The sequence below is a fragment of the Candidatus Allofournierella merdipullorum genome (assembly GCF_048426865.1).
Classification (GTDB): Bacteria; Bacillota; Clostridia; order Oscillospirales; family Ruminococcaceae; genus Allofournierella_A; species Allofournierella_A merdipullorum.
This window is the reverse complement of record NZ_DBFNWJ010000043.1, coordinates 31,621-50,584: the sequence shown is the minus strand read 5'-3', so window position 1 is coordinate 50,584 and position 18,964 is coordinate 31,621. Positions and strand designations below refer to the sequence as shown.

General features: G+C 59.6%; 17 protein-coding genes and 1 tRNA gene. 1 reads left to right on the top strand and 17 read right to left on the bottom strand.

What is annotated here, in order from left to right; genetic code table 11:
* Nucleotides 1-145: 145 nt before the first annotated feature.
* From ACMNAY_RS07355 to ACMNAY_RS07315, 9 genes are all read right to left on the bottom strand, one after another.
* The gene (locus ACMNAY_RS07355; protein WP_418718954.1) at nt 146-940 is read right to left on the bottom strand and encodes an ABC transporter ATP-binding protein; all 795 of its coding nucleotides are present in this window, start codon (nt 938-940) and stop codon (nt 146-148) included.
* On the bottom strand, nt 933-1,880 hold the full coding sequence (locus tag ACMNAY_RS07350; RefSeq protein WP_418718953.1) for an ABC transporter permease: 948 nt from the start codon (nt 1,878-1,880) through the stop codon (nt 933-935). The genes ACMNAY_RS07355 and ACMNAY_RS07350 overlap by 8 nt, the downstream gene beginning before the upstream one ends.
* A 115-nt stretch (nt 1,881-1,995) precedes the next feature.
* The gene (locus ACMNAY_RS07345; protein ID WP_418718952.1) at nt 1,996-3,000 is read right to left on the bottom strand and encodes an ABC transporter substrate-binding protein; all 1,005 of its coding nucleotides are present in this window, start codon (nt 2,998-3,000) and stop codon (nt 1,996-1,998) included.
* A gap of 84 nt (nt 3,001-3,084) precedes the next feature.
* On the bottom strand, nt 3,085-4,512 hold the full coding sequence (locus ACMNAY_RS07340) for an alanine/glycine:cation symporter family protein (protein WP_418718951.1): 1,428 nt from the start codon (nt 4,510-4,512) through the stop codon (nt 3,085-3,087).
* A 115-nt stretch (nt 4,513-4,627) separates the two neighbouring features.
* Nucleotides 4,628-6,088, bottom strand: a complete 1,461-nt coding sequence (locus tag ACMNAY_RS07335; RefSeq protein ID WP_325285149.1) for an ABC transporter permease — start codon at nt 6,086-6,088, stop codon at nt 4,628-4,630.
* A complete protein-coding gene (locus ACMNAY_RS07330; RefSeq protein WP_418718950.1) occupies nt 6,075-7,520 on the bottom strand; it encodes a hypothetical protein in 1,446 nt (481 codons plus the stop codon). Before ACMNAY_RS07330 ends, ACMNAY_RS07335 begins: the two co-directional genes overlap by 14 nt.
* A gap of 14 nt (nt 7,521-7,534) precedes the next feature.
* A complete protein-coding gene (locus ACMNAY_RS07325; protein ID WP_325285151.1) occupies nt 7,535-8,338 on the bottom strand; it encodes an ABC transporter ATP-binding protein in 804 nt (267 codons plus the stop codon).
* Nucleotides 8,339-8,374: 36 nt separating this feature from the next.
* Nucleotides 8,375-9,169, bottom strand: a complete 795-nt coding sequence (locus ACMNAY_RS07320) for a YdcF family protein (RefSeq protein ID WP_394966346.1) — start codon at nt 9,167-9,169, stop codon at nt 8,375-8,377.
* Between the two features lie 118 nt (nt 9,170-9,287).
* The gene (locus ACMNAY_RS07315; RefSeq protein ID WP_418718949.1) at nt 9,288-10,463 is read right to left on the bottom strand and encodes a phosphopentomutase; all 1,176 of its coding nucleotides are present in this window, start codon (nt 10,461-10,463) and stop codon (nt 9,288-9,290) included.
* A 219-nt stretch (nt 10,464-10,682) separates the two neighbouring features.
* Between ACMNAY_RS07315 and pyk the strand changes: the two genes are divergently transcribed.
* Nucleotides 10,683-12,425, top strand: coding sequence for a pyruvate kinase (pyk, locus tag ACMNAY_RS07310; protein ID WP_418719045.1), 1,743 nt, complete (start codon nt 10,683-10,685; stop codon nt 12,423-12,425).
* Between the two features lie 50 nt (nt 12,426-12,475).
* Here pyk and ACMNAY_RS07305 read toward each other — a convergent pair whose 3' ends face one another.
* The 8 genes from ACMNAY_RS07305 to ACMNAY_RS07270 form a co-directional block, all read right to left on the bottom strand.
* Nucleotides 12,476-12,997 (bottom strand): GH25 family lysozyme, encoded by a 522-nt coding sequence (locus tag ACMNAY_RS07305; RefSeq protein ID WP_418718948.1) that lies wholly within the window; start codon nt 12,995-12,997, stop codon nt 12,476-12,478.
* A gap of 205 nt (nt 12,998-13,202) precedes the next feature.
* Nucleotides 13,203-13,294 (bottom strand) — tRNA-Ser (locus ACMNAY_RS07300).
* A gap of 106 nt (nt 13,295-13,400) precedes the next feature.
* Nucleotides 13,401-13,694 carry a hypothetical protein gene (locus ACMNAY_RS07295; RefSeq protein WP_325285155.1) on the bottom strand — a complete coding sequence of 98 codons (294 nt, stop codon included), beginning with the start codon at nt 13,692-13,694 and terminating at the stop codon, nt 13,401-13,403.
* Between the two features lie 137 nt (nt 13,695-13,831).
* A complete protein-coding gene (locus ACMNAY_RS07290; RefSeq protein ID WP_394966351.1) occupies nt 13,832-14,548 on the bottom strand; it encodes an ABC transporter ATP-binding protein in 717 nt (238 codons plus the stop codon).
* Nucleotides 14,549-14,551: 3 nt separating this feature from the next.
* Entirely contained in the window at nt 14,552-15,313 is a 762-nt protein-coding gene (locus ACMNAY_RS07285) for an ABC transporter ATP-binding protein (protein ID WP_177521120.1), read from the bottom strand.
* Nucleotides 15,314-15,316: 3 nt separating this feature from the next.
* Nucleotides 15,317-16,426, bottom strand: coding sequence for a branched-chain amino acid ABC transporter permease (locus tag ACMNAY_RS07280; RefSeq protein WP_418718947.1), 1,110 nt, complete (start codon nt 16,424-16,426; stop codon nt 15,317-15,319).
* A gap of 10 nt (nt 16,427-16,436) precedes the next feature.
* On the bottom strand, nt 16,437-17,324 hold the full coding sequence (locus ACMNAY_RS07275) for a branched-chain amino acid ABC transporter permease (protein ID WP_418718946.1): 888 nt from the start codon (nt 17,322-17,324) through the stop codon (nt 16,437-16,439).
* A gap of 199 nt (nt 17,325-17,523) precedes the next feature.
* Complete coding sequence (locus ACMNAY_RS07270; RefSeq protein ID WP_418718945.1) at nt 17,524-18,708, bottom strand: ABC transporter substrate-binding protein; 1,185 nt, start codon at nt 18,706-18,708, stop codon at nt 17,524-17,526.
* Nucleotides 18,709-18,964: the final 256 nt, after the last annotated feature.

Below are 18,964 nucleotides of genomic sequence, written 5' to 3'. Positions count from 1 at the left end.
ACGAGGTTATTATACCATTTTTCCTGTCTGGACACAACGCAAAGCGGCGGAATTTCACCTGCCGACGATTATAATACGACAGGCTTTTCCCAAATATTGCAAAATGCCCGGCGCGTCACCGCGCCGGGCATCAAAGCTGTATCTGTCAGGAAAGGAGCATCCGGTCGTTGGCCAGCTCGCTTCCGCTGGCCTGCTCGAATTTCAGAAGCAGATCGGCCACCTTCAGGCTGCGTTTTTCCTCGCCGCTCACATCATAAATCACGCGGCCCTCGTGCATCATGATGAGCCGGTTGCCATACTGAATGGCATCCTTCATGTTGTGGGTGATCATCAGAGTGGTGAGGTTGTGCTCTGCCACGATCCTGGCGGAGAGCTCCAGCACCTTGGCCGCCGTCTTGGGATCCAGCGCGGCAGTGTGCTCGTCCAGCAAAAGCAGCTTCGGCTTCTTGAGCGACGCCATCAGCAGCGTCAGCGCCTGGCGCTGGCCGCCGCTGAGCAGTCCCACCTTGCTGGTGAGACGGTTTTCAAGGCCCAGTCCCAGCATCTTCAGCTGGTCCTTGTACTGCTCCTGCTCCTCCCGGGTGATGCCGGGGCCGAGGCCGCGGCGCTGACCGCGCCGGGCCGCCAGCGCAAGGTTCTCCTCGATCTGCATGGTGGCGGCGGTGCCGATCATGGGGTCCTGGAACACGCGGCCGATGTATTCTGCACGCTTGTGCTCCGGCAGACGGGTGATGTCCACCCCGTCGATCATGATGGTTCCGCAGTCCACCGGCCAAACGCCCGCCACCGCGTTCAGCAACGTGCTCTTGCCGGCGCCGTTGCCGCCGATAACGGTGACAAAATCGCCCTCATTCAAATGAAGGGACAGCCCGTTCAGCGCCACTTTCTCGTTGACGGTGCCCGCGTTGAAGGTTTTGGAGATATTCTTTATATCAAGCATTGCGGGTGCCTCCCTTCTTCGCGGTCTTGGTGAAATAGCGGTCCTTCCAGTACGGGACCGACAGGAACAGCGCCACCACCAGCGCCGAGAGCAGTTTGAGGTAGTTGGCATTGAGGCCCAGCGCCAGGACCGCCTGCAGCACGATGTAGTAGATGATAGAACCCAGCACCACCGCGAACAGCTTGAGGGCAAAATTGATGAACACCTTGCCGAAAATGACCTCGCCGATGATGACAGCGGCAAGGCCGATGACAATGGCGCCGCGGCCCATGTTGATCTCACTGGCACTGTTGTACTGGGCCAGCAGAGCGCCGGAGAGGGCCACCAGGCCATTGGAGACCACCAAGCCCAACACCTTGGCGAAGTTGGTATTGATGCCCTGGGCACGGGCCATGTTGCCGTTGGCGCCGGTGGCGCGCAGCGAGCAGCCCAGCTCAGTGCCGAAGAACCAGTAGAGCAGCGCGATGATGGCCAGTGTGAACAGGCCGCCCACGAAGATGGGGTGCCGCCAGAAGGGCCGCGCGCCCTTGGCCACATCGGTCACGAAGCGCAGGGACACCAGTAGCTTGTCCAGCATCTCATTGGTGGTCACGTTGATAGCCACCGTTGCCTTCATACCCATGATGGCCATATTGATGGAATACAGACCAAGCTGCGTCAGAATGCCGGCCAGAATGGCCGGAATGCCGCAGGCAGTGTGCAGCAGACCGGTGACAAGCCCCGCCGCCATGCCCGCCAGCGTTGCCGCCAGCATTGCCAGCCACAGGTTCACTCCGCCGGTGAACAGAACCGCAAACACCGCCGCTCCGGTGCACAGCGAGCCGTCCACCGTCAGATCGGCAATGTCCAGAACGCGGAACGTGATGTACACGCCGATGGCCATGATGCCCCAGATCAGCCCCTGAGACACTGCCCCTGGCAGCGCGTTGAGAAAATCCATCTGTCTTCCCTCCTGCGGGGCGGCCTTTCGCCCCGTTAATGCTTTACCTTATTACTATAGCAAAAAGCGGAGGAAAAGGAAAGCCTTTTCCTCCGTCTTTTCTGCTTTTTCTGCGTTATTCTGCGGCGATGGCTTCGTAGCCTTCGGGGACGGTCAGGCCCAGGTCGGCGCAGATGGCCTCGTTGTACTTCTTGGTGAACTGAGGCGCATACTCGATGGGCATTTCGGCCACATTGGCCTCGCCGGTGAGGATCTTCACCGCCATCTCGCCGGTGGCAACGCCCAGATCATAGTAGCTGATGGACAGGGTGGCAACACCGCAGCCGGAGCAGATGCCCTCTTCGCCCGCGATGACGGGCACACCTGCGGGGCGGCAGATATTGTCTACCACACCGGTGTTGTTGGCCACCGTGTTGTCGGTGGGTACATAGATGACGTCGCTGTTGTCGGCGGCGTTCTGGGTGACGGAAGCCATGTCATTGGTGTCGGAGAAGGAGTACTGGGTGCAGGTGTAGCCCAGCTTTTCCAGCTCGGCCTGGACCACGTCCACCTGATACTGGCTGTTGGGCTCGGCGGAGCAATAGAGCAGGCCAACGGTCTTGGCGTCGGGGAACCACTCCTTGAGCATGGCCGCCTGCTGGTCCAGCGGAGCCAGATCGGAGGTACCGGATACATTGGTGCCCACAGTGCCGGAGAAATCCTCAATACCCAGAGCAACACCGTACTCGGTGACGGAGGTGCCCAGCACGGGAATGTCCGAGGTGGCAGCCACGGCGGCCTGCAGGCTGGCGGTGGCGTTGGCCATGATGAGGTCCACGCCCGAAGAAACAAAGCCGTTGACGATGGTGGCGCAGGTGGGCGAATCACCGGCTGCGTTCTTCACCTCAATGGTGACCTGGTCGCCCAGCGCCTCTTTCAACGCGTCCTGGAAGCCCTGCGTGGCGGCGTCCAGCGCCGGGTGAGGCGCCAACTGGCACACACCCACCACATAAGAACCATCCGATGCCTGAGACGCAGGTTCGCTTGCTCCGGAAGCGGGGGCAGAGGTTTGGCCGCCGCAGCCCGCCAGCATGGAAGCGGCCAGAAGCGCCGCCGTACATGCGCAAATCAGCTTTTTCATGGTACATTCCCTCCTGTTCGGCCCACTTGGGCCTTCACATCCTCGGTAATTTATTGCCGCAATGTGTTACTGCATTAAAGTATATCACCGAATCTGCCCAGATGCAAGTGTTTTTGTGATTCCGCCCCTGGCAAAAAGGCTTTTCCGGCTCTCACGAAGGACCTGCGGGCTGAGCCAAAGCACAGCCGCCAGATTGGGCAGCGCCATGAAGCCGTTGAAAGTGTCGGAGATCTGCCAGACCAGTTCCAGCCGCGTCACACACCCCAGCACGATTACAGCCACAAAAATCACTTTGTAAATCCTGGCCGCCCGGGGGCCCCACAAATATTCCGCTGCCTGCGCGCCGTAGCAGCTCCAGCCCAGCAGCGTGGAGAAAGCGAACAACGTGAGGCTGAGGGCCAGGAACACCCCGCCCTGCGGGCCGAACGCTGCGCGGAACGCGTCGGCCGTGAGGGCCGCTCCGTTGGGCATCAATTCCAGGACGCCCCTGCTCTGCGCCTCGGAATAAGCCGCGAAGTCGTAGGCTCCGCTGCACAGGATGGCCAAGGCGGTAAGGGTACACATGAAAAGAGTGTCCACCGCCACCTCCATGATGCCCCACATCCCCTGCTCCACCGGCGTGCAGCCGGCGGCGGAGTTGGCCATCACCGAAGAGCCCAGCCCCGCCTCGTTGGAGCTGACGCCCCGGGCCACGCCCACCGTCAGCGCCCGGGCAAGCCCATAGCCCGCCGCGCCGCCAAGGCCCGCCCGGAGCAAAAATGCCTCCCGAAAAATCAGGGCGAACACTTCCGGCAGGCGCTGAACATTGAGCGCCACGATCAGCACCGCACCGCCGGTGTAGGCCAGGGCCATGAAGGGCACGATTTTTTCGGTGACGCGGCCCACCCGTCCGATGCCGCCCGCGATGGTTGCGCCGATCACCGCAGCCACCACCAGACCTGTAACCAGTGGCGGCACATGCAGAGCGTCCCGCAGACCTTCGGCAATGGAGTTTGCCTGCGCCATGTTGCCCATGCCCAGCGAGCCGAGCAGGCAGAAAAAACTGAACGCGGCTGCCAGCGGCCGGCTGTGAAGCCCCTTTTCAATATAGAACATTGCCCCGCCCACCGGGTGGCCTTTTCCGTCGGTGCTTCTATACAGCGCGGCAAGTACGTTCTCGGCATAGGCCGTCATGGTGCCAAGCAGCGCCGACACCCACATCCAGAACACAGCTCCCGGGCCGCCCGCCACCAATGCGGTGGCGACCCCCGCGATGTTCCCGGTGCCCAGCGTTGCCGCCAGCGCCGTGCAAGCGGACTGAAAGGCGGTGGTCGCGCCGCGTTTTTCCCGGCTCTTGAAGGCCGCGCCCAACGTCGCGCTTATCCAGCGGCGTGCACCGCGCAGCTGAAAAAAGCCTGTGGCAACACTGAACACAACGCCGCTCAGCGCCAGCAGGCCGATGGTCCCCGGCCCCCATGCCAGCTGATGAAGCACATTTATTGCCAAATCGACGACCCGCTGCAGTGTTTCCATATCCCTTCCCCTTTTTCTTCAGAGTTTCAGAATATGTATATGCGCTCACCTTACCGCAGTTGCGAGCACAAAAAAGCGGGGCCCCTCTCGAAAGGGGTCCCGCTTTTTGAATCGTTTATTCGTGGCGAATGGCTTCCAACGCACTGATGCGGGTGGCTTTCACCGCCGGCCACAGGCCGGACAGGATACCCACCAGGGTGGAGAAGCCCAGTCCCAGCAGCACCAGCCACGGGGGAATGATGGAGATCTGGCCTCCCATTCCGCCGTACATGCCGCCGATGCTGTTCAAAAGGCCGCTCAGGTCGATGCCTCCGCCGCCGAACAGCGCAGCGATGGTGTTGATGTTGTTAAGGATGGCGGACGCGGCGTAGCTCAATGCCACGCCGATGATACCGCCCAGCAGGCCGATGGCGCCCGCTTCCACCAGGAACATGTTGCGGATCTTGCCCACTTCACAGCCCAGTACCTTCATCACACCGATCTCCTTGGTGCGCTCGTAGATGGACATCATCATGGTATTGGCAATGTTCAGCGCCGCCACAAGCAGAGCCACTGCCGCAGTGCCGCCCAGGATCATCTGGCTCTTGATCACACTGGCCTGCATCTCCTCGCGGATCTGGGTCATGGAGCTGGTCTGCTCATAGCCCAGCTCGTGGATCCATTCTTCCACGGCGCCCACATTTTCCACATCGTCCACCTTGACGTAGACCTCCTGGTAGCCGTTGTCCTGCTCACGCATAACAGAGCCGTTGGAGATCATCACGCCGCCGGAGGAGTTGTTTTTCTTGCCGCTCAGACGCTCGTACTCTTTTTCCAGCATCTTCATATCCGACACGCGCATGACAATGCCGGACTCGGTGAAATAATGCTTGGCAGGGTCAGACACGAATACGCCCATCACCACCAGCTCAAACTCGCTGGTTTTTTCGTTGCCGTTGGTGTCGTAGGCGGTAAGCTTCAGGGTGAGTTTATCCTTGTTGATATCCACAAAGGGCGGAATGGGATTCCCCAGGGAATCCGTCTGGCCCGCCCAGCGCTGGCGCTTGCCGCTGTTGTAGCTTTTCCGGGTGTCCTGGAACTCATAGGCAAAGTTGGCGCCCACCAGCACGGGGATCTTCTTTTTGCCCAAATTCACATCGTCAGCGACCCAGTTGCCGCTTTGCAGCTGATACTCCATTGCTTCCAGCGCGCTCATATCCACGCCGTAGCTGTTCCACATATAGGCTTCATAGCGATCTCCCTTGCCAGCGTAGATGTTGCCGTTCAGAGAGTTTGCGGAATAGAACGGAGTCGCTGCCACCACATGCTCATGGCTGCGGAAGGTCTCGAGCATTTCATCATCCAGTTTCGGGGTCTCTCCCACAGAGCCGTAGGAGTAGTTCCAAATCTGGATCTGGGTCAGGTCTCCCCAACTTTGGAGCATTGCTTCATTTTGGGCATTGCTGGCGATACCCAGACTGATCATCACGATGATGGCGAACGTACCAACCACCACACCGATGACCGTCAGGGCTGTGCGGCCTTTACGCCGCCGAAGATTATCCGTGCTGAGGCGCAGCAGATCAGATATCTTCATCTTCATCCTCCAGCTGGGCCAGTTTCTTCGCCGCCTGCTTCTTGCGGATCACCACCACGGCCACCGCCGCAACAGCGCCCACGCCGACCACGATCAGCGCCCAGCCCCAGATGGGCATGCCGCCCTCCACGTCTTCACCCATGGTGGGGTCCATCATGCCCGGGTCCATCATGCCGGGATCGTCGATAACGGGCATCGCCTCCACGGTGCAGGAGAACTCCTTTTCCACCGTGGCCACTTCGCCCTTGGAGTTTTCGTAGCTCAAAATGACCTTGCCGTTGATGACGCCTTCCGCGGAGGCCATCACGCTGAAGTCCACCGAGTTCTCGGTGCCGGCGGCCACATTGCCCAGGAACTGGCTCTGGCCGGGGTTGGCCAGGTTCTCGCCCTGGATCTCGGCGGTGAGGTTGTTGATGGAGCTCTTGCCCTTATTGACAAAGGTCACAGAGAGGTAGCCTTCCTCGCCCATCATCATGGTCTCGGGGGCTTCGATGTTGGTGATCTCAAAACGCTCGGGCTGGGTAACGGGGATGGAGATGGGAGAGGACGCCGCCTCGCCGTTCTTGCTGGTCAGCTGCACGGTGATGTTCACCGAGCCGGGCTCCATGGTGGCAGAGGTGACCATCTTATAGCTGATGGTACGGGTGGCGTTGGGGCCCATCGTGCCCACATAAGTGTTCATGCTGCCGCTGGCAAGGCTGACATTCTTGGAGTCCGAGGGGAAGGTCAAACCGACCATCACGTCCTCCAGATTGGTGTTGCCGCTGGTGGTGAACAGGGTCAGCTCCAGAGTGAACTCCTTGCCGGCTTCCACGCTGTTGCCGCCGAAGGTGAAGTCCTTCACCATGATCTTGGGCACTTCCGCAGGCGCAGGAGTAGGCGTAGGAGTGGCCTCCGGGCGCTCGTCGCACTGATTGATGGGCAGGCTCAAGGTGATGATCGCACGGGCCTCGCTCGCATTTTCGGTGATGATATCGAACTTGAAGGTGTTATCGCCGCCAAGGTATTCGATATCTTTGAATTCGAACTTGTAGGCATTGGTAGTGCTGTCGTAGGGGACCACCGCGTCTTTGCCCACAAAAGAGCTGCTATTGATACGCGCACGCAGCTGCGCATTGTGCGTGCCCGCCCACTCGTCCACAACGGTGATGCTGAGGTTCATCTTGCCGCCGGGATACAGCTGGCTGTCGTCCTTCACGTCCACACTGTAGTTGGAGATGAAGGCGTCAGGTACGGGAGTGGGGGCAGGGGTCGAGGTGTCGGACGTTGACGTGCTGCTGCCCGTCTGGGTACTGCCGCTCGCGTTCTGCTGCTGAGAACCCGCCGGCACCACTGCCGGATCGTCGGCAAATACCGGTGCGCCCGCAAACAGCGTCAGCGCAAGGGCGAAGGAAAGCGCAAGGCTGGCAATTTTCTTGGTCGTTTGTTTCATGGGTGATTCCTCTCTCATTCGTCGATCGTACTGTCTGCCGGGACGGTGGTCTGAGGCTCCGGCGGCGCCTCTTGATTCGATTCCAGAATGTCCTTGAACAGTTCGGCTTGCTTTTTCGCCTTCTCCTGCTCGTCCAGGAGGATGTTGCTCTCCACCTTGCCGTCCCGGATGGTGATGACCCGGTCGGCCACATCAGCCAGATCCCGCTCGTGGGTGACCATCACAAAGGTGATTCCGTTCTCCTTTGCCATGGTGAGCATACGATAGAGCACCTGCCGCGTGGTGGAAGAGTCCAGGTTGCCTGTGGGCTCATCGGCAAAGATGACTTTCGGCTTTGCCACAAACGCGCGGGCGATGCCCACGCGCTGCTGCTGGCCGCCGCTCATCTCGGTGGGCTTGTGGTTCGCGCGCTTGCCCAGCCCCATCCGTTTGAGTTCCGCCTTTGCCATCTCCAGCCGTTTTTTCCGGGACACGCCCTTGAACATCAGCGGCAGCGCCACATTTTCGGCGGCGGTCAGATTCGGCAAAAGGTTATAGCTCTGGAAAATGAAGCCCAGATGTGCCTGACGGAATTTTGCAAGCTGGTTTTCGTTCATCGCGCTGATCTCATGCTTGCCTATGTAGACACTTCCCTTTGTGGGCTTTTCCAGCCCGGCAAGCTGATTCAGCAAAGTCGATTTGCCGCTGCCCGAAGGGCCCACGATGCAGCAGATCTCCCCGGGCTCAATGGCAAGGTTCACGTCGTTCAGCGCGATCACCTTTTCATTGCCCACCCGGTACACCTTGCGCAGATGCTCCACGCAGATGATTGGCGCCATTCTTTCACCTCTTCGCTGCGGCCGCTGGCCGCCTTATTATAAGATACCGACAAGCGGGCTGATCCAGCCGCTCTGGCTCGATTTGAATACCCAGTAGTACAGTACGGCAAAGACTTCCCGCATATAACAGGGCATCACGGAATTAAGGCCGATACTGGCCGGAATAGAGCTCACCTGTTCGAAGCCCACCAGCCGGGCATAGCACCGGGCGCGGTAGCAATGAAAGGCGTTCGTCACCACCGCCATCGGCTCGTCCGCGCCAATGCCGCGCTGTTCCAGCAGCTCCTTGGCAAACAGCAGGTTCTCTTCGGTGGAGGTGCTTTTCTGCTCCACGATGATCTGCTCCTGAGGGACGCCCTTTTCCGCAAGATAGCGTCCCATGGCCACCCCTTCCGGGATGGTCTCGCCGTTGCCCTGCCCGCCGGTTACTACGATCACCACTTCCGGGTTCTCCTGGTAGTAGGCATAGGCGGCGTCCAGACGGCGGCGCAGCAAATCGGAGGGCACGTCCTTTCGCAGGCCCGCGCCCAGCACGACCACCGCTTTTTCGGCGCCGGTGGCGCCGCCGGCATATCCGCTGACAGCCACAAAGCCCAACAGCAGGCAAAACAGCCCCACGCCGCAGAAAAACAAAATCTTGAGCCAGCGGCCGATCCCTTCGGCGCAAAAAGCGTCGATGGAGCGGTGAAACAGCGCATAAACCCAGAGCGCCGCCGTGAGAAGATACATCAAAAGCAGGCCGAAGTTGAAATTTGAGCGAAAACTACGCGCCACGCTGTCGGCCAGAAGAACGACGGCCAGCACCCAGACGATAATGATCCTGATCTGCATTTTTTCCCTTTTCAACGGCTTTTTACACACTTCCTGACGCAGGTTCACGGCTTTGCTTGAAAAGAACTTCACTGCGTAAACGAATCGCGGGTGAATTTTATTTCACCCGCTGGCCCGTTCATTCGAAAATTTTCGCAGCCAGGTCCTGGCCGTCCAGCTGCGCCTGCACCCCGAGGGCCGTGCAAATGGTCTTGCCGATGGCGCCAAAGCCCAGCACAGTGCCCAGATTGTTGTCTTTTTTCACCTCGGGGCCTGCCACCAGCAGCGGCACATACTCACGGGTGTGGTCGGTGGTCTTGGTGTAGCCGGGATCGCAGCCGTGGTCGCCGGTGATCATCACCACATCGCCGGGGCGCAGCTTCTTCAGCAGTTCGCCCAGGCCCCGGTCGAATTCGGTGGCCGCAGCGGCATAGCCGGCAATGTTGCGCCGGTGGCCGTAAATCATGTCAAAGTCCACCAGATTGATGAAGGCAAGGCCCTCGAAATCCCGGTCGGCCAGCTCCAGCATGACTTTGATGCCCTCGGTGTTGCCGCTGGTGCGGATCTTCTCGGTCAGGCCCTCGCCGTCAAAAATATCATAGATCTTGCCCACGCCGATCACGTCCTTGCCGGCGGCTTTGAGATGGTCCAGCATGGTCTTTGCGGGGGGCTTGAGAGAATAATCGTGGCGGTTGGAAGTGCGCTTGAAATCCGCCGCACAGCTGCCCAGGAAGGGGCGCGCGATGACACGGCCCACGCCGTGCTCGCCTTTGAGCATGTCACGGGCCATCTGGCAGTATTCATACAGCTGCTCCAGCGGGACTACCTGCTCATGGGCGGCCACCTGGAACACGCTGTCCGCCGAGGTGTACACGATAAGGTCGCCGGTGCGCATGTGCTCCTCGCCGTAATCCTTGAGCACTTCGGTGCCGGAATAAGGCTTGTTGCACAGCACCTTGCGGCCGGTGAGCTTTTCGTACTCCTCGATCACCTCGGGCGGGAAGCCGTCGGGATAGGTGGGCAGCGCACGCTCGCTCTCCACGCCGGCGATCTCCCAGTGGCCGATGGTGGTATCCTTGCCGTTGCTGGCCTCCTGCAGGCGGGCGCAGCTGCCCGCCACCGGATGCACCGGAGCTTTGCAGTCCACGCCATCCAGGTTGAACAGGCCCAGCGCCGCCATGTTGGGAGTCTGGAACCCGGGATCCTTTGCAATGGACGCAAGGGTGTTGGCCCCCACATCGCCGAATTTATCCGCATCCGGCTCGTATCCGATGCCGAAGCTGTCCAGCACGATCAGAAAAACACGTTTTGTCATTGATATTTTTACCTCCTTGCAGTGGTCAAATGTCTAAAGATAGTCTCATTATACAATATTCTCGTCAAGAAGTTAAGCCGGTCTGGAAGTTTCTCCTGTGAATGTTAAAACTTTAAAAAAATTGCTTTCTTCCCTTTGACGCATTCATATTCGGGTGTATAATATATGCTGGTGAAAATTCGAACATTGAGCAATTTGGGAGGTTTCCTTATGAACAGAATGCGTAAGACCAAAATCGTGTGCACCCTTGGTCCCTCCACGGACCGGGAGGATGTACTTCGGGATATGATCCTGAGCGGCATGAACGTTGCCCGCTTCAACTTTTCTCACGGCACCCATGAGGAGCACAAACGCCGGCTGGACACCCTTAAGCGCCTGCGTGAAGAACTGAATCAGCCTGTGGCGGCTCTGCTGGACACCAAGGGCCCCGAGATCCGTCTGAAGCAGTTCGCCGGCGGCAAGACCGAGCTGGTGACCGGCCAGACTTTCACTCTGACCACCCGTGATGTGGAGGGCACCAACGAGATCTGCTCCATCACCTATAAAGATCTGCCCGGCGACCTCTCCGTGGGCAGCACCGTGCTGCTGGCGGACGGCCTCATCTGCCTGACCGTCACCAAGCTCACCGACACCGACATCACCTGCAAAGTGGAGAACGGCGGCCCCATCAGCAACAACAAGGGCGTGAATGTGCCGGGCGTCTCCCTGTCCATGCCCTACATGAGCCAGCGTGACAAGGACGACATCCTCTTCGGCATCGAGCAGGGCTTCGACTTCATCGCCGCCAGCTTTACCCGCAGCGCCCAGGACATCCAGGAAGTGCGCCGCCTGCTGAACAGCCACAACTCCCATATCCGCATCATCGCCAAGATCGAAAACCGCGAGGGTGTGGACAACATTGACGAGATCCTCGCTGCGGCCGACGCAGTGATGGTGGCCCGCGGCGATATGGGCGTGGAAATTGACTTCACCGAGATTCCGGTCATTCAGAAGGAGATCATCTATCACAGCTTCTCCAGCGGCAAGCCGGTCATCACCGCCACTCAGATGCTGGAGAGCATGATCGAGAACCCCCGCCCCACCCGTGCGGAGATCACCGACGTGGCCAACGCCATCTACGACGGCACCAGCGCCATCATGCTCAGCGGCGAGACCGCTGCCGGCAAGTACCCGGTGGAAGCCGTGCGCACCATGGCCGCCATCGCTGAGCGCACCGAGAACGACGCCAGCTACTTCAGCCGCATGCGCAAGGCTCCGGTGGATTCCCGCATGAGCATCGTGGGCGCCACTGCCCACGCTGCCGGCACCACCGCCGCCGACGTGAAGGCCGCCGCCATCATCACCGTGAGCAAGAGCGGCGAGACTGCCCGGCTGGTGAGCAAGGGCCGCCCCTCCACCCCTGTGATCGCCTGTGTGGTGGACGACTGGGTGCAGCGGCATCTGGCCCTCTCCTGGGGTGTCACTCCCCTGCTGATGCCCTACGCCCACAACACCGACGAGCTGATCGAGCTGTCGGTCAAGACCGCCGAAGAGGCCGGCCTGGTGCACACCGGTGACCTGGTGGTCGTGACTGCCGGTGTGCCGGTTGGTATATCCGGCACCACCAATATGCTCAAGGTGCATATGGTGGGCGACTCGCTGCTGAACGGCGTGGGCATCGGCAGTCACAATGCCAAAGGTCCCGTGTGCGTCTGCCGCAGCAACCACGACGTAAAGTCCAAGTTCCGCAAGGGCGACGTTCTGGTAGTCCCCTACACCAACAACGAAATGCTGGGCGCCATGCGCAACGCCAGCGCCATTGTGGTGGAAGAGGCCGGCCTGAACAGCCACGCCGCCATTGTGGGCCTGACGCTGGGCAAAGCGGTTCTGGTGGGCGCCTCCGGCGCCACCCGCGCCCTCAAGGACGGCGCGATGGTCTCGGTGGACTGCGAGCGCGGCATCGTGCAGAGCATGGCCAACTGACCAAATTTGAACGAAGAAAGCCCCGGGAAAATTCCCGGGGCTTTCTTCGTTCATTTTTCCGGATAGGCCGCGAATTCTTCCGGTGTGCCGTTGAACACGTTCATATCAATATAAGGTTCTTCGCCTTCATAGCCTGCCAGCCGCGCTCTGTCCGTATACTGCCAGAAGGTCCATTCCCGCCCGTCTTTCAGGCGCGGGGTCCAGTAGATGTTCCGGATCCAGATGTCATACCCTTCATAATCTCCCGCCAGATACCGGTCATAGGAGCTGCCGGTGGCGTAGAGCACAGGGCGCTGACCGTAAAGCTCCACGTCCACCACCGGCGGCAGCATTCCTTCAGCGGGCTCCACAGCGCGGATAAAGTTTTCCGCCTGCGTATCTCCCCCGCTGTCAAAGCTGAAAAAGTGATACGCACCCACCCGCAGACCGCTCTGGCGCGCCTGCTCCCAGTTGCGTTGAAAGTTCGGGTCTTCCGAGCTACTGCCTTCCGTCGCCTTGATGAACGCGAAGGAAATCCTCTGCTCTGCCAGCGTATTCCAGTCGATTTGTCCCTGATAGACAGATACGTCCACTCCTCGCACGGGATACCGCTCGGTGGAAGGGGCGTTTAGGCGCGGGATACCCCGAATATAAAGAAACAAGCTGTAACGGCTGCCAGAAGGAGGGCCGCTGTCAGGCAGAGCTTCACAGCAAATGACGGCCGCTTTGCAAAAGCCTTTTTCATCGTTCCCTCCTTGCAAACAAAAACAGGACAAGCGCCAAGCGCCTGTCCTGTTCTGGCGGAAAGAGAGGGATTCGAACCCTCGGTGGGTTTATGGCCCACACACGATTTCCAGTCGTGCGCCTTAGACCAGCTCAGCCATCTTTCCATTCATTTCGCGGCTCTCAAAGCCGCTTATATATAATACCGAAAAGATCGTCTTCTGTCAAGCCCTAAACGCAAAAAAATGCCTGCTTTTCAGCAGGCATTTTTTATCACTCCACGCGGGCGGGGTAATACAGGTTGTTGCTGATGAACTCCAGCTTTTCCTTCAGCGCCGTCTCCATGGTGGCGACCACGTTGACCATGTTGGCCACGGACTCGTTGACCTCCATCAGCTGGCAGAAGTTCACGTCATCCATACCGATGACGCGCTGCAGCTTCTCGCCTTCCGCGTTCAGGATATGGCTGAGGGCAGTCTCCTCAAGGGCGATGCTCTCCAGCAGATCAGTGACCGCCTGGCACATGGTGATGGGATTGGGATGCATGGAAATGATGGGCATAGACATGAGGCATACCTCCTGATCAAATGGTGTTGCAACACGTTTGTGCTGGCTATCCCACTATATGCCGCCGCCCGGGTTTTGTTCCGTTCCCCTGCACAAAAAAGAGCAGGGGCGTCCTTCTCCCCTGCTCTCTTTGTTTTTCAGCAGCCCAGATAAGCCTTGCGCACCTCGATGTTGTTGGCCAGCTCGTCGGCAGGGCCCTCCATCTTGATGGTGCCGGTCTCCAGCACATAGGCACGGTCGGCGATCTCCAGCGCCATCTTTGCGTTCTGTTCCACCAGCAGCACGGTCACGCCGTCCCGGTTCACGTCCCGGATGATGTGGAAGATCTCCTTCACCAGCAAAGGCGACAGGCCCATGCTGGGCTCATCCAGCAGCAGCATCTTGGGCTTGCACATCAGCGCACGGCCGATGGCCAGCATCTGCTGCTCGCCGCCGGACAGAGTGCCCGCCTGCTGTTTGCGCCGTTCTTTCAGTCGGGGCAGCCGTTCAAACACCATTTCCAGATCATCGGCGATGGCGTCTTTCGAGTCCTTGCGGGTGAAAGCGCCCATCTCCAGATTCTCCTGCACCGACAGATGGCTGAACACCCGGCGCCCTTCCGGCACCTGGGCCAGGCCCAGCCGGATGATCTTGTGGGCCTCCATCTGGCTGATCTTCTGCCCCATGAAGTCGATCTCGCCTCCCTTGAGTTTGAGCAGGCCGGAGATGGCGTGCATGGTGGTGGTCTTGCCGGCGCCGTTGGCGCCGATCAGGGTCACGATCTCGCCCTCATCCACGTGGAAGGAAATGTCTTTGATGGCGTGGATGGAGCCGTAGAAAACGTTGATGTCCTGTACGCGCAGCATTTCGCCCATGGCTCAGTCACCTCCCAGATACGCCGCAATGACCTTGGGGTTGTTGCGGATGGATTCGCCGGTGCCCTGTGCGATAACACGGCCGTAGTCCAGCACATAGATGTACTCGCAGATGCCCATGACGAAGTTCATGTCGTGCTCGATGAGCAGAATGGCCAGGTCAAAGCGATCACGCACCGCCTTGATGGTGTTCATCAGCTCTTCGGTCTCGTTGGGGTTCATGCCGGCGGCAGGCTCATCCAAAAGCAGCAACTTCGGGTTGGTGGCCAGCGCACGGGCGATCTCCAGCTTACGCTGCTTGCCGTAGGGCAAGCTGGAAGCGGGCAGATCCGCTTCTTTGTCCAGGTCAAAAATTTTGAGCAGCTGCATCGCCTGCTTGTTCATCTGCCGCTCTTTCTCCCGGAAACCGGGCAGGCGGAAGATGCCGGTCCACATGGAATACTTCACCTGGTTGTGCAGGCCGATCTTCACATTGTCCAGAACGCTCATCTGGTCAAACAGACGGATGTTCTGGAAGGTACGGGCGATGCCCTCCTGATTGATCTTCGCCGGCTGCTGGCCGGTGATATTTTTGCCGTCCAGGATGATGTCACCCTCGGTGGGACGATACACGCCCGTGAGCATGTTGAACACGGTGGTCTTGCCCGCGCCGTTGGGGCCGATGAGGCCATAAAGCTGGCCCTTCTCCATCTTCATGTCCAGCTGAGCCACAGCCTGCAGGCCGCCGAAGGCGATGCCCAGGTTGGTTACTTCAAGCAGTGCCATACCTCACGCCTCCTCTTTCTTGCCCTGCCGGCTATTCTTTTTGAAACGGGCCGCCAGTTTCTGAAATCTCGGATCGGACGCGGTCCGCTCAGCCATCTGCTCACGCCAGGCCACGATCTGCGGGCTCTGGTTGAAGATCATCATCACGATCAGCACAACGGCGTACACCAGCATACGGTAGTCCGCCACGCCGCGCAGCAGCTCCGGCAGCACATACAGCACCGTGGCCGCGATCATGGAGCCGCGGATGTTGCCGATGCCGCCCAGCACCACAAACACCAGCACCAGAATGGAGGTGTTGTAGTCGAATTTCTTGGCCGCCAGCGCCGAGAAGTTCAGCGCATAGAGCACGCCCGCCATGCCCGCAAACACTGCGGAGATGATAAAGGCCATCAGCTTGTACTTGGTCACGTTGATGCCGGTGGCCTCGGCGGCGATGCGGTTGTCGCGGATGGACATGATCGCGCGGCCGGCGCGGGAATTGATGAGGTTCAAAATCACAAACAGGGTGATGAGGATGAGGATGATGCCCGCCAGGAAGGTGGACGCCTTCTTCATACCGCTGATGCCGATGGCGCCGTTGATGATGACGTCGCCGTCCGGCGCAAGGCCCATGGAACCGGAGTCCTTGATGGAAAAATGGAACCCGTTGGAGTCGATGCCCAGATAGACGGTGTTCAGCACGTTTTTGATGATCTCACCGAAGGCCAGCGTCACGATGGCAAGATAGTCGCCCCGCAGACGAAGCACAGGGATGCCGATGAGGAAACCAAACACGCCGGCCACCACGCCGCCAACAATCATGGAGAGCGCAAGGCCCAGCGCGGAGGGCATCTCCGAACCGGTGACCACCCAGAACACCGCGCCGGAAAAAGCGCCCACGCTCATAAAGCCCGCGTGGCCCAGGCTCAGCTCGCCCAGGATGCCCACGGTGAGGTTCAGCGAGATGGCCAGCACCACATAGGTGCAGATGGGCACCAGCATGCCCTTCATAGAGTTGTTCAGCACGCCGCCCACGGTCAGCGCCTGCACGACGATAAAGAATACCACGACGATGCCGTAGGTGATCAGATTGCTGCGCGTGGTCTTTTTCATGTTTTTCAATGCGTTCATCACAGCCACCTCACACCTTCTCGTTCATGGGCTTGCCCAAAAGACCCGTGGGCCGCACCAGTAGCACAACGATCAGCACCGCGAAAACGATGGCGTCCGCCAGCTGAGTAGAGACATAGGCCTTGCTCATGATCTCGATGATGCCCAGCAGCACGCCGCCCAGCATTGCGCCGGGAATGGAGCCGATGCCGCCGAACACCGCGGCGGTGAAGGCCTTGATGCCGGGCATCGCGCCGGTGGTGGGCGTCAGCGAAGGATAAGCGGAGCACAGCAGCACACCGGCCACTGCCGCCAGCGCGGAACCAATGGCAAAGGTGAGGGCGATGGTGGAGTTCACGTTCACGCCCATCAGCTGGGCCGCGCCCTTGTCCTCGGAAACCGCCAGCATCGCATGGCCAAGCTTGGTGTGGTTGACGAAAAAGCTCAGAGCCACCATGATGATCGCCGCAGTAATAATGGTGACCACCGTCTCGGAGGAGATGACGATCTTACCGCCGGCCAGATGCAGATCCAGTGCGGGGATATCCACCACGGAGGTGAAGTTCTTCGGGTCGGAACCCCAGATGAGCAGCGCCAGGTTCTGCAGAAGGTAGCTCACGCCGATGGCGGTGATCAGCACCGCCAGGGAGGAAGCCCCGCGCAGCGGCTTGTAGGCAAACCGCTCGATGGCCAGGCCCAGCACAGTGCACAGCGCCATGGACAGCAGGATCGCCACCACCGGCGGCAGACCCACCTGGTTGACCGCGATGAACACGATGTAGCTGCCCACCATGATAACGTCGCCGTGGGCGAAGTTCAGCATCTTGGCGATGCCGTAGACCATGGTATAGCCCAGAGCGATAATGGCATACACGCTGCCGAGGCTGATGCCATTGATCAGATAGGATAATAACTCCATGCCCAATTCCCCTTTTCCTTACAGCCGGCCTTTCTCTCCTGGCGGAGGAAACGGGCCGGCCCGCAAATATCCTCCTCATTATAGCACTGTTCTAAAGTGCACACAAGAAGAACTTGGCGAAAACGCCTTCTTTTTGACAGAAAAGGGGTGCCGGCACGTCTTGCCGGCACCCCCTTTGGTGCGTTGGGAAACGCCGCAGTTACATCGCGGTGTAAGCGCCGTTCTCGATCTTCATGGCGCGGGGAGCCTTGTTCACCTCACCGGTGGCCTCCCACTGCATGCCCTCACCGGTCAGACCGTCCACGGTAATCTCGGTCATGGCAGCCTTCAGCGCGTCGCACAGAGCGGAAGCGTCCATGTCGGCGGTGGCGCCGGCCTTCTCGATGGCGGCCAGGATGGTGTAAACGCCGTCGTAAGCGTCAGCAGCGAACTGGTTGGGGATCTCGCCGTACTGCTCCTGATACTTGGTGACGAAAGCCTGGGTGGCCTCATCGTCAGCGTCCGCAACGAAGGGGGTCAGCAGCATAACGCCCTCGAACAGGGACAGGTCAGCGCCCTCGATGGTCAGCAGGCCGTCCAGACCGTCGCAGCCGAAGATCAGCGCATCAAAGCCCTGCTTGTCCATCTCCTGGATGATCAGGTTGGCCTCGGCGTAGTAGATGGGCAGGAACACCAGCTCAGCGCCGGCATCCTTGGCCTTCTGCACCTGAACGGAGAAGTCGGTCTTGTTGTCGGCGGTGAAAGCCTCGTTGGTCACGATCTCCAGGCCCTTGTCGGCAGCCTCTTCCACGAACTTGTCGCGGATACCGGTGGAGTAGGCGTCGGAGCTGTCATAGATGATGGCGATCTTGGTGGCCAGGCCGTTGTCAGCGATGTAGTCAGCGGAAGCAATGCCCTGGTTGGGGTCGGTGAAGCAGACCTGGAAGGCATTGTCCTCAGCGATGACGTCAGGGTTGGAAGCGGACGGAGTCAGCAGGAACATGTTGTCCGCCGCAGTCTCAGGGGCGATGGTCAGGCAGGGCTGGGTGGTAACGGTGCCCAGCAGGACCTGCATGCCCCAGTCCTTCAGCACGTTGTAGGCGTTCATAGCCTTTTCAACGTCGTTCTCGTCGTCCTGGAAGTTCAGCTCGAACTGAATGCCGCCCAGCGCGTTGATCTCATCCACGGCGATCTGGGCGCCGTTCTTCACAGCATTGCCGTAGGTGGCTGCGCCGCCGGTGGTGGGGCCAATGCCGCCGATCTTGAACACACCCTCGGTGGAAGCCGGGGTGGAAGCACCCGCGGAAGCGGGGTCAGAACCGGCAGTGGACGCAGGCGCAGAGCCGCAGGCCACCAGGCTGAACGCCATGGCAGCAGCAAGGGCGGCGCTCAAAAACTTTTTCATTGATGTTCCCTCCTGTTGTGCGACCCGGAAGGTTGACGCTCCTCCGTCGCCTTTCCGGGCCTTGCGTTTTCTAAAATTATAAACACATTCGCCGCCAGATACAATTCGCTATTTTTACATACTTTTTATCGTTGTAAAGCGTCATAGTGGATATTTTGCATAAATTCCCCGCCGAAATTCCCCAAGAATTGACCATCGGACACAAAGGACACCGCAAATCACGTTTTCTTTGCTGCAGGCATTGAAAACGCACGCG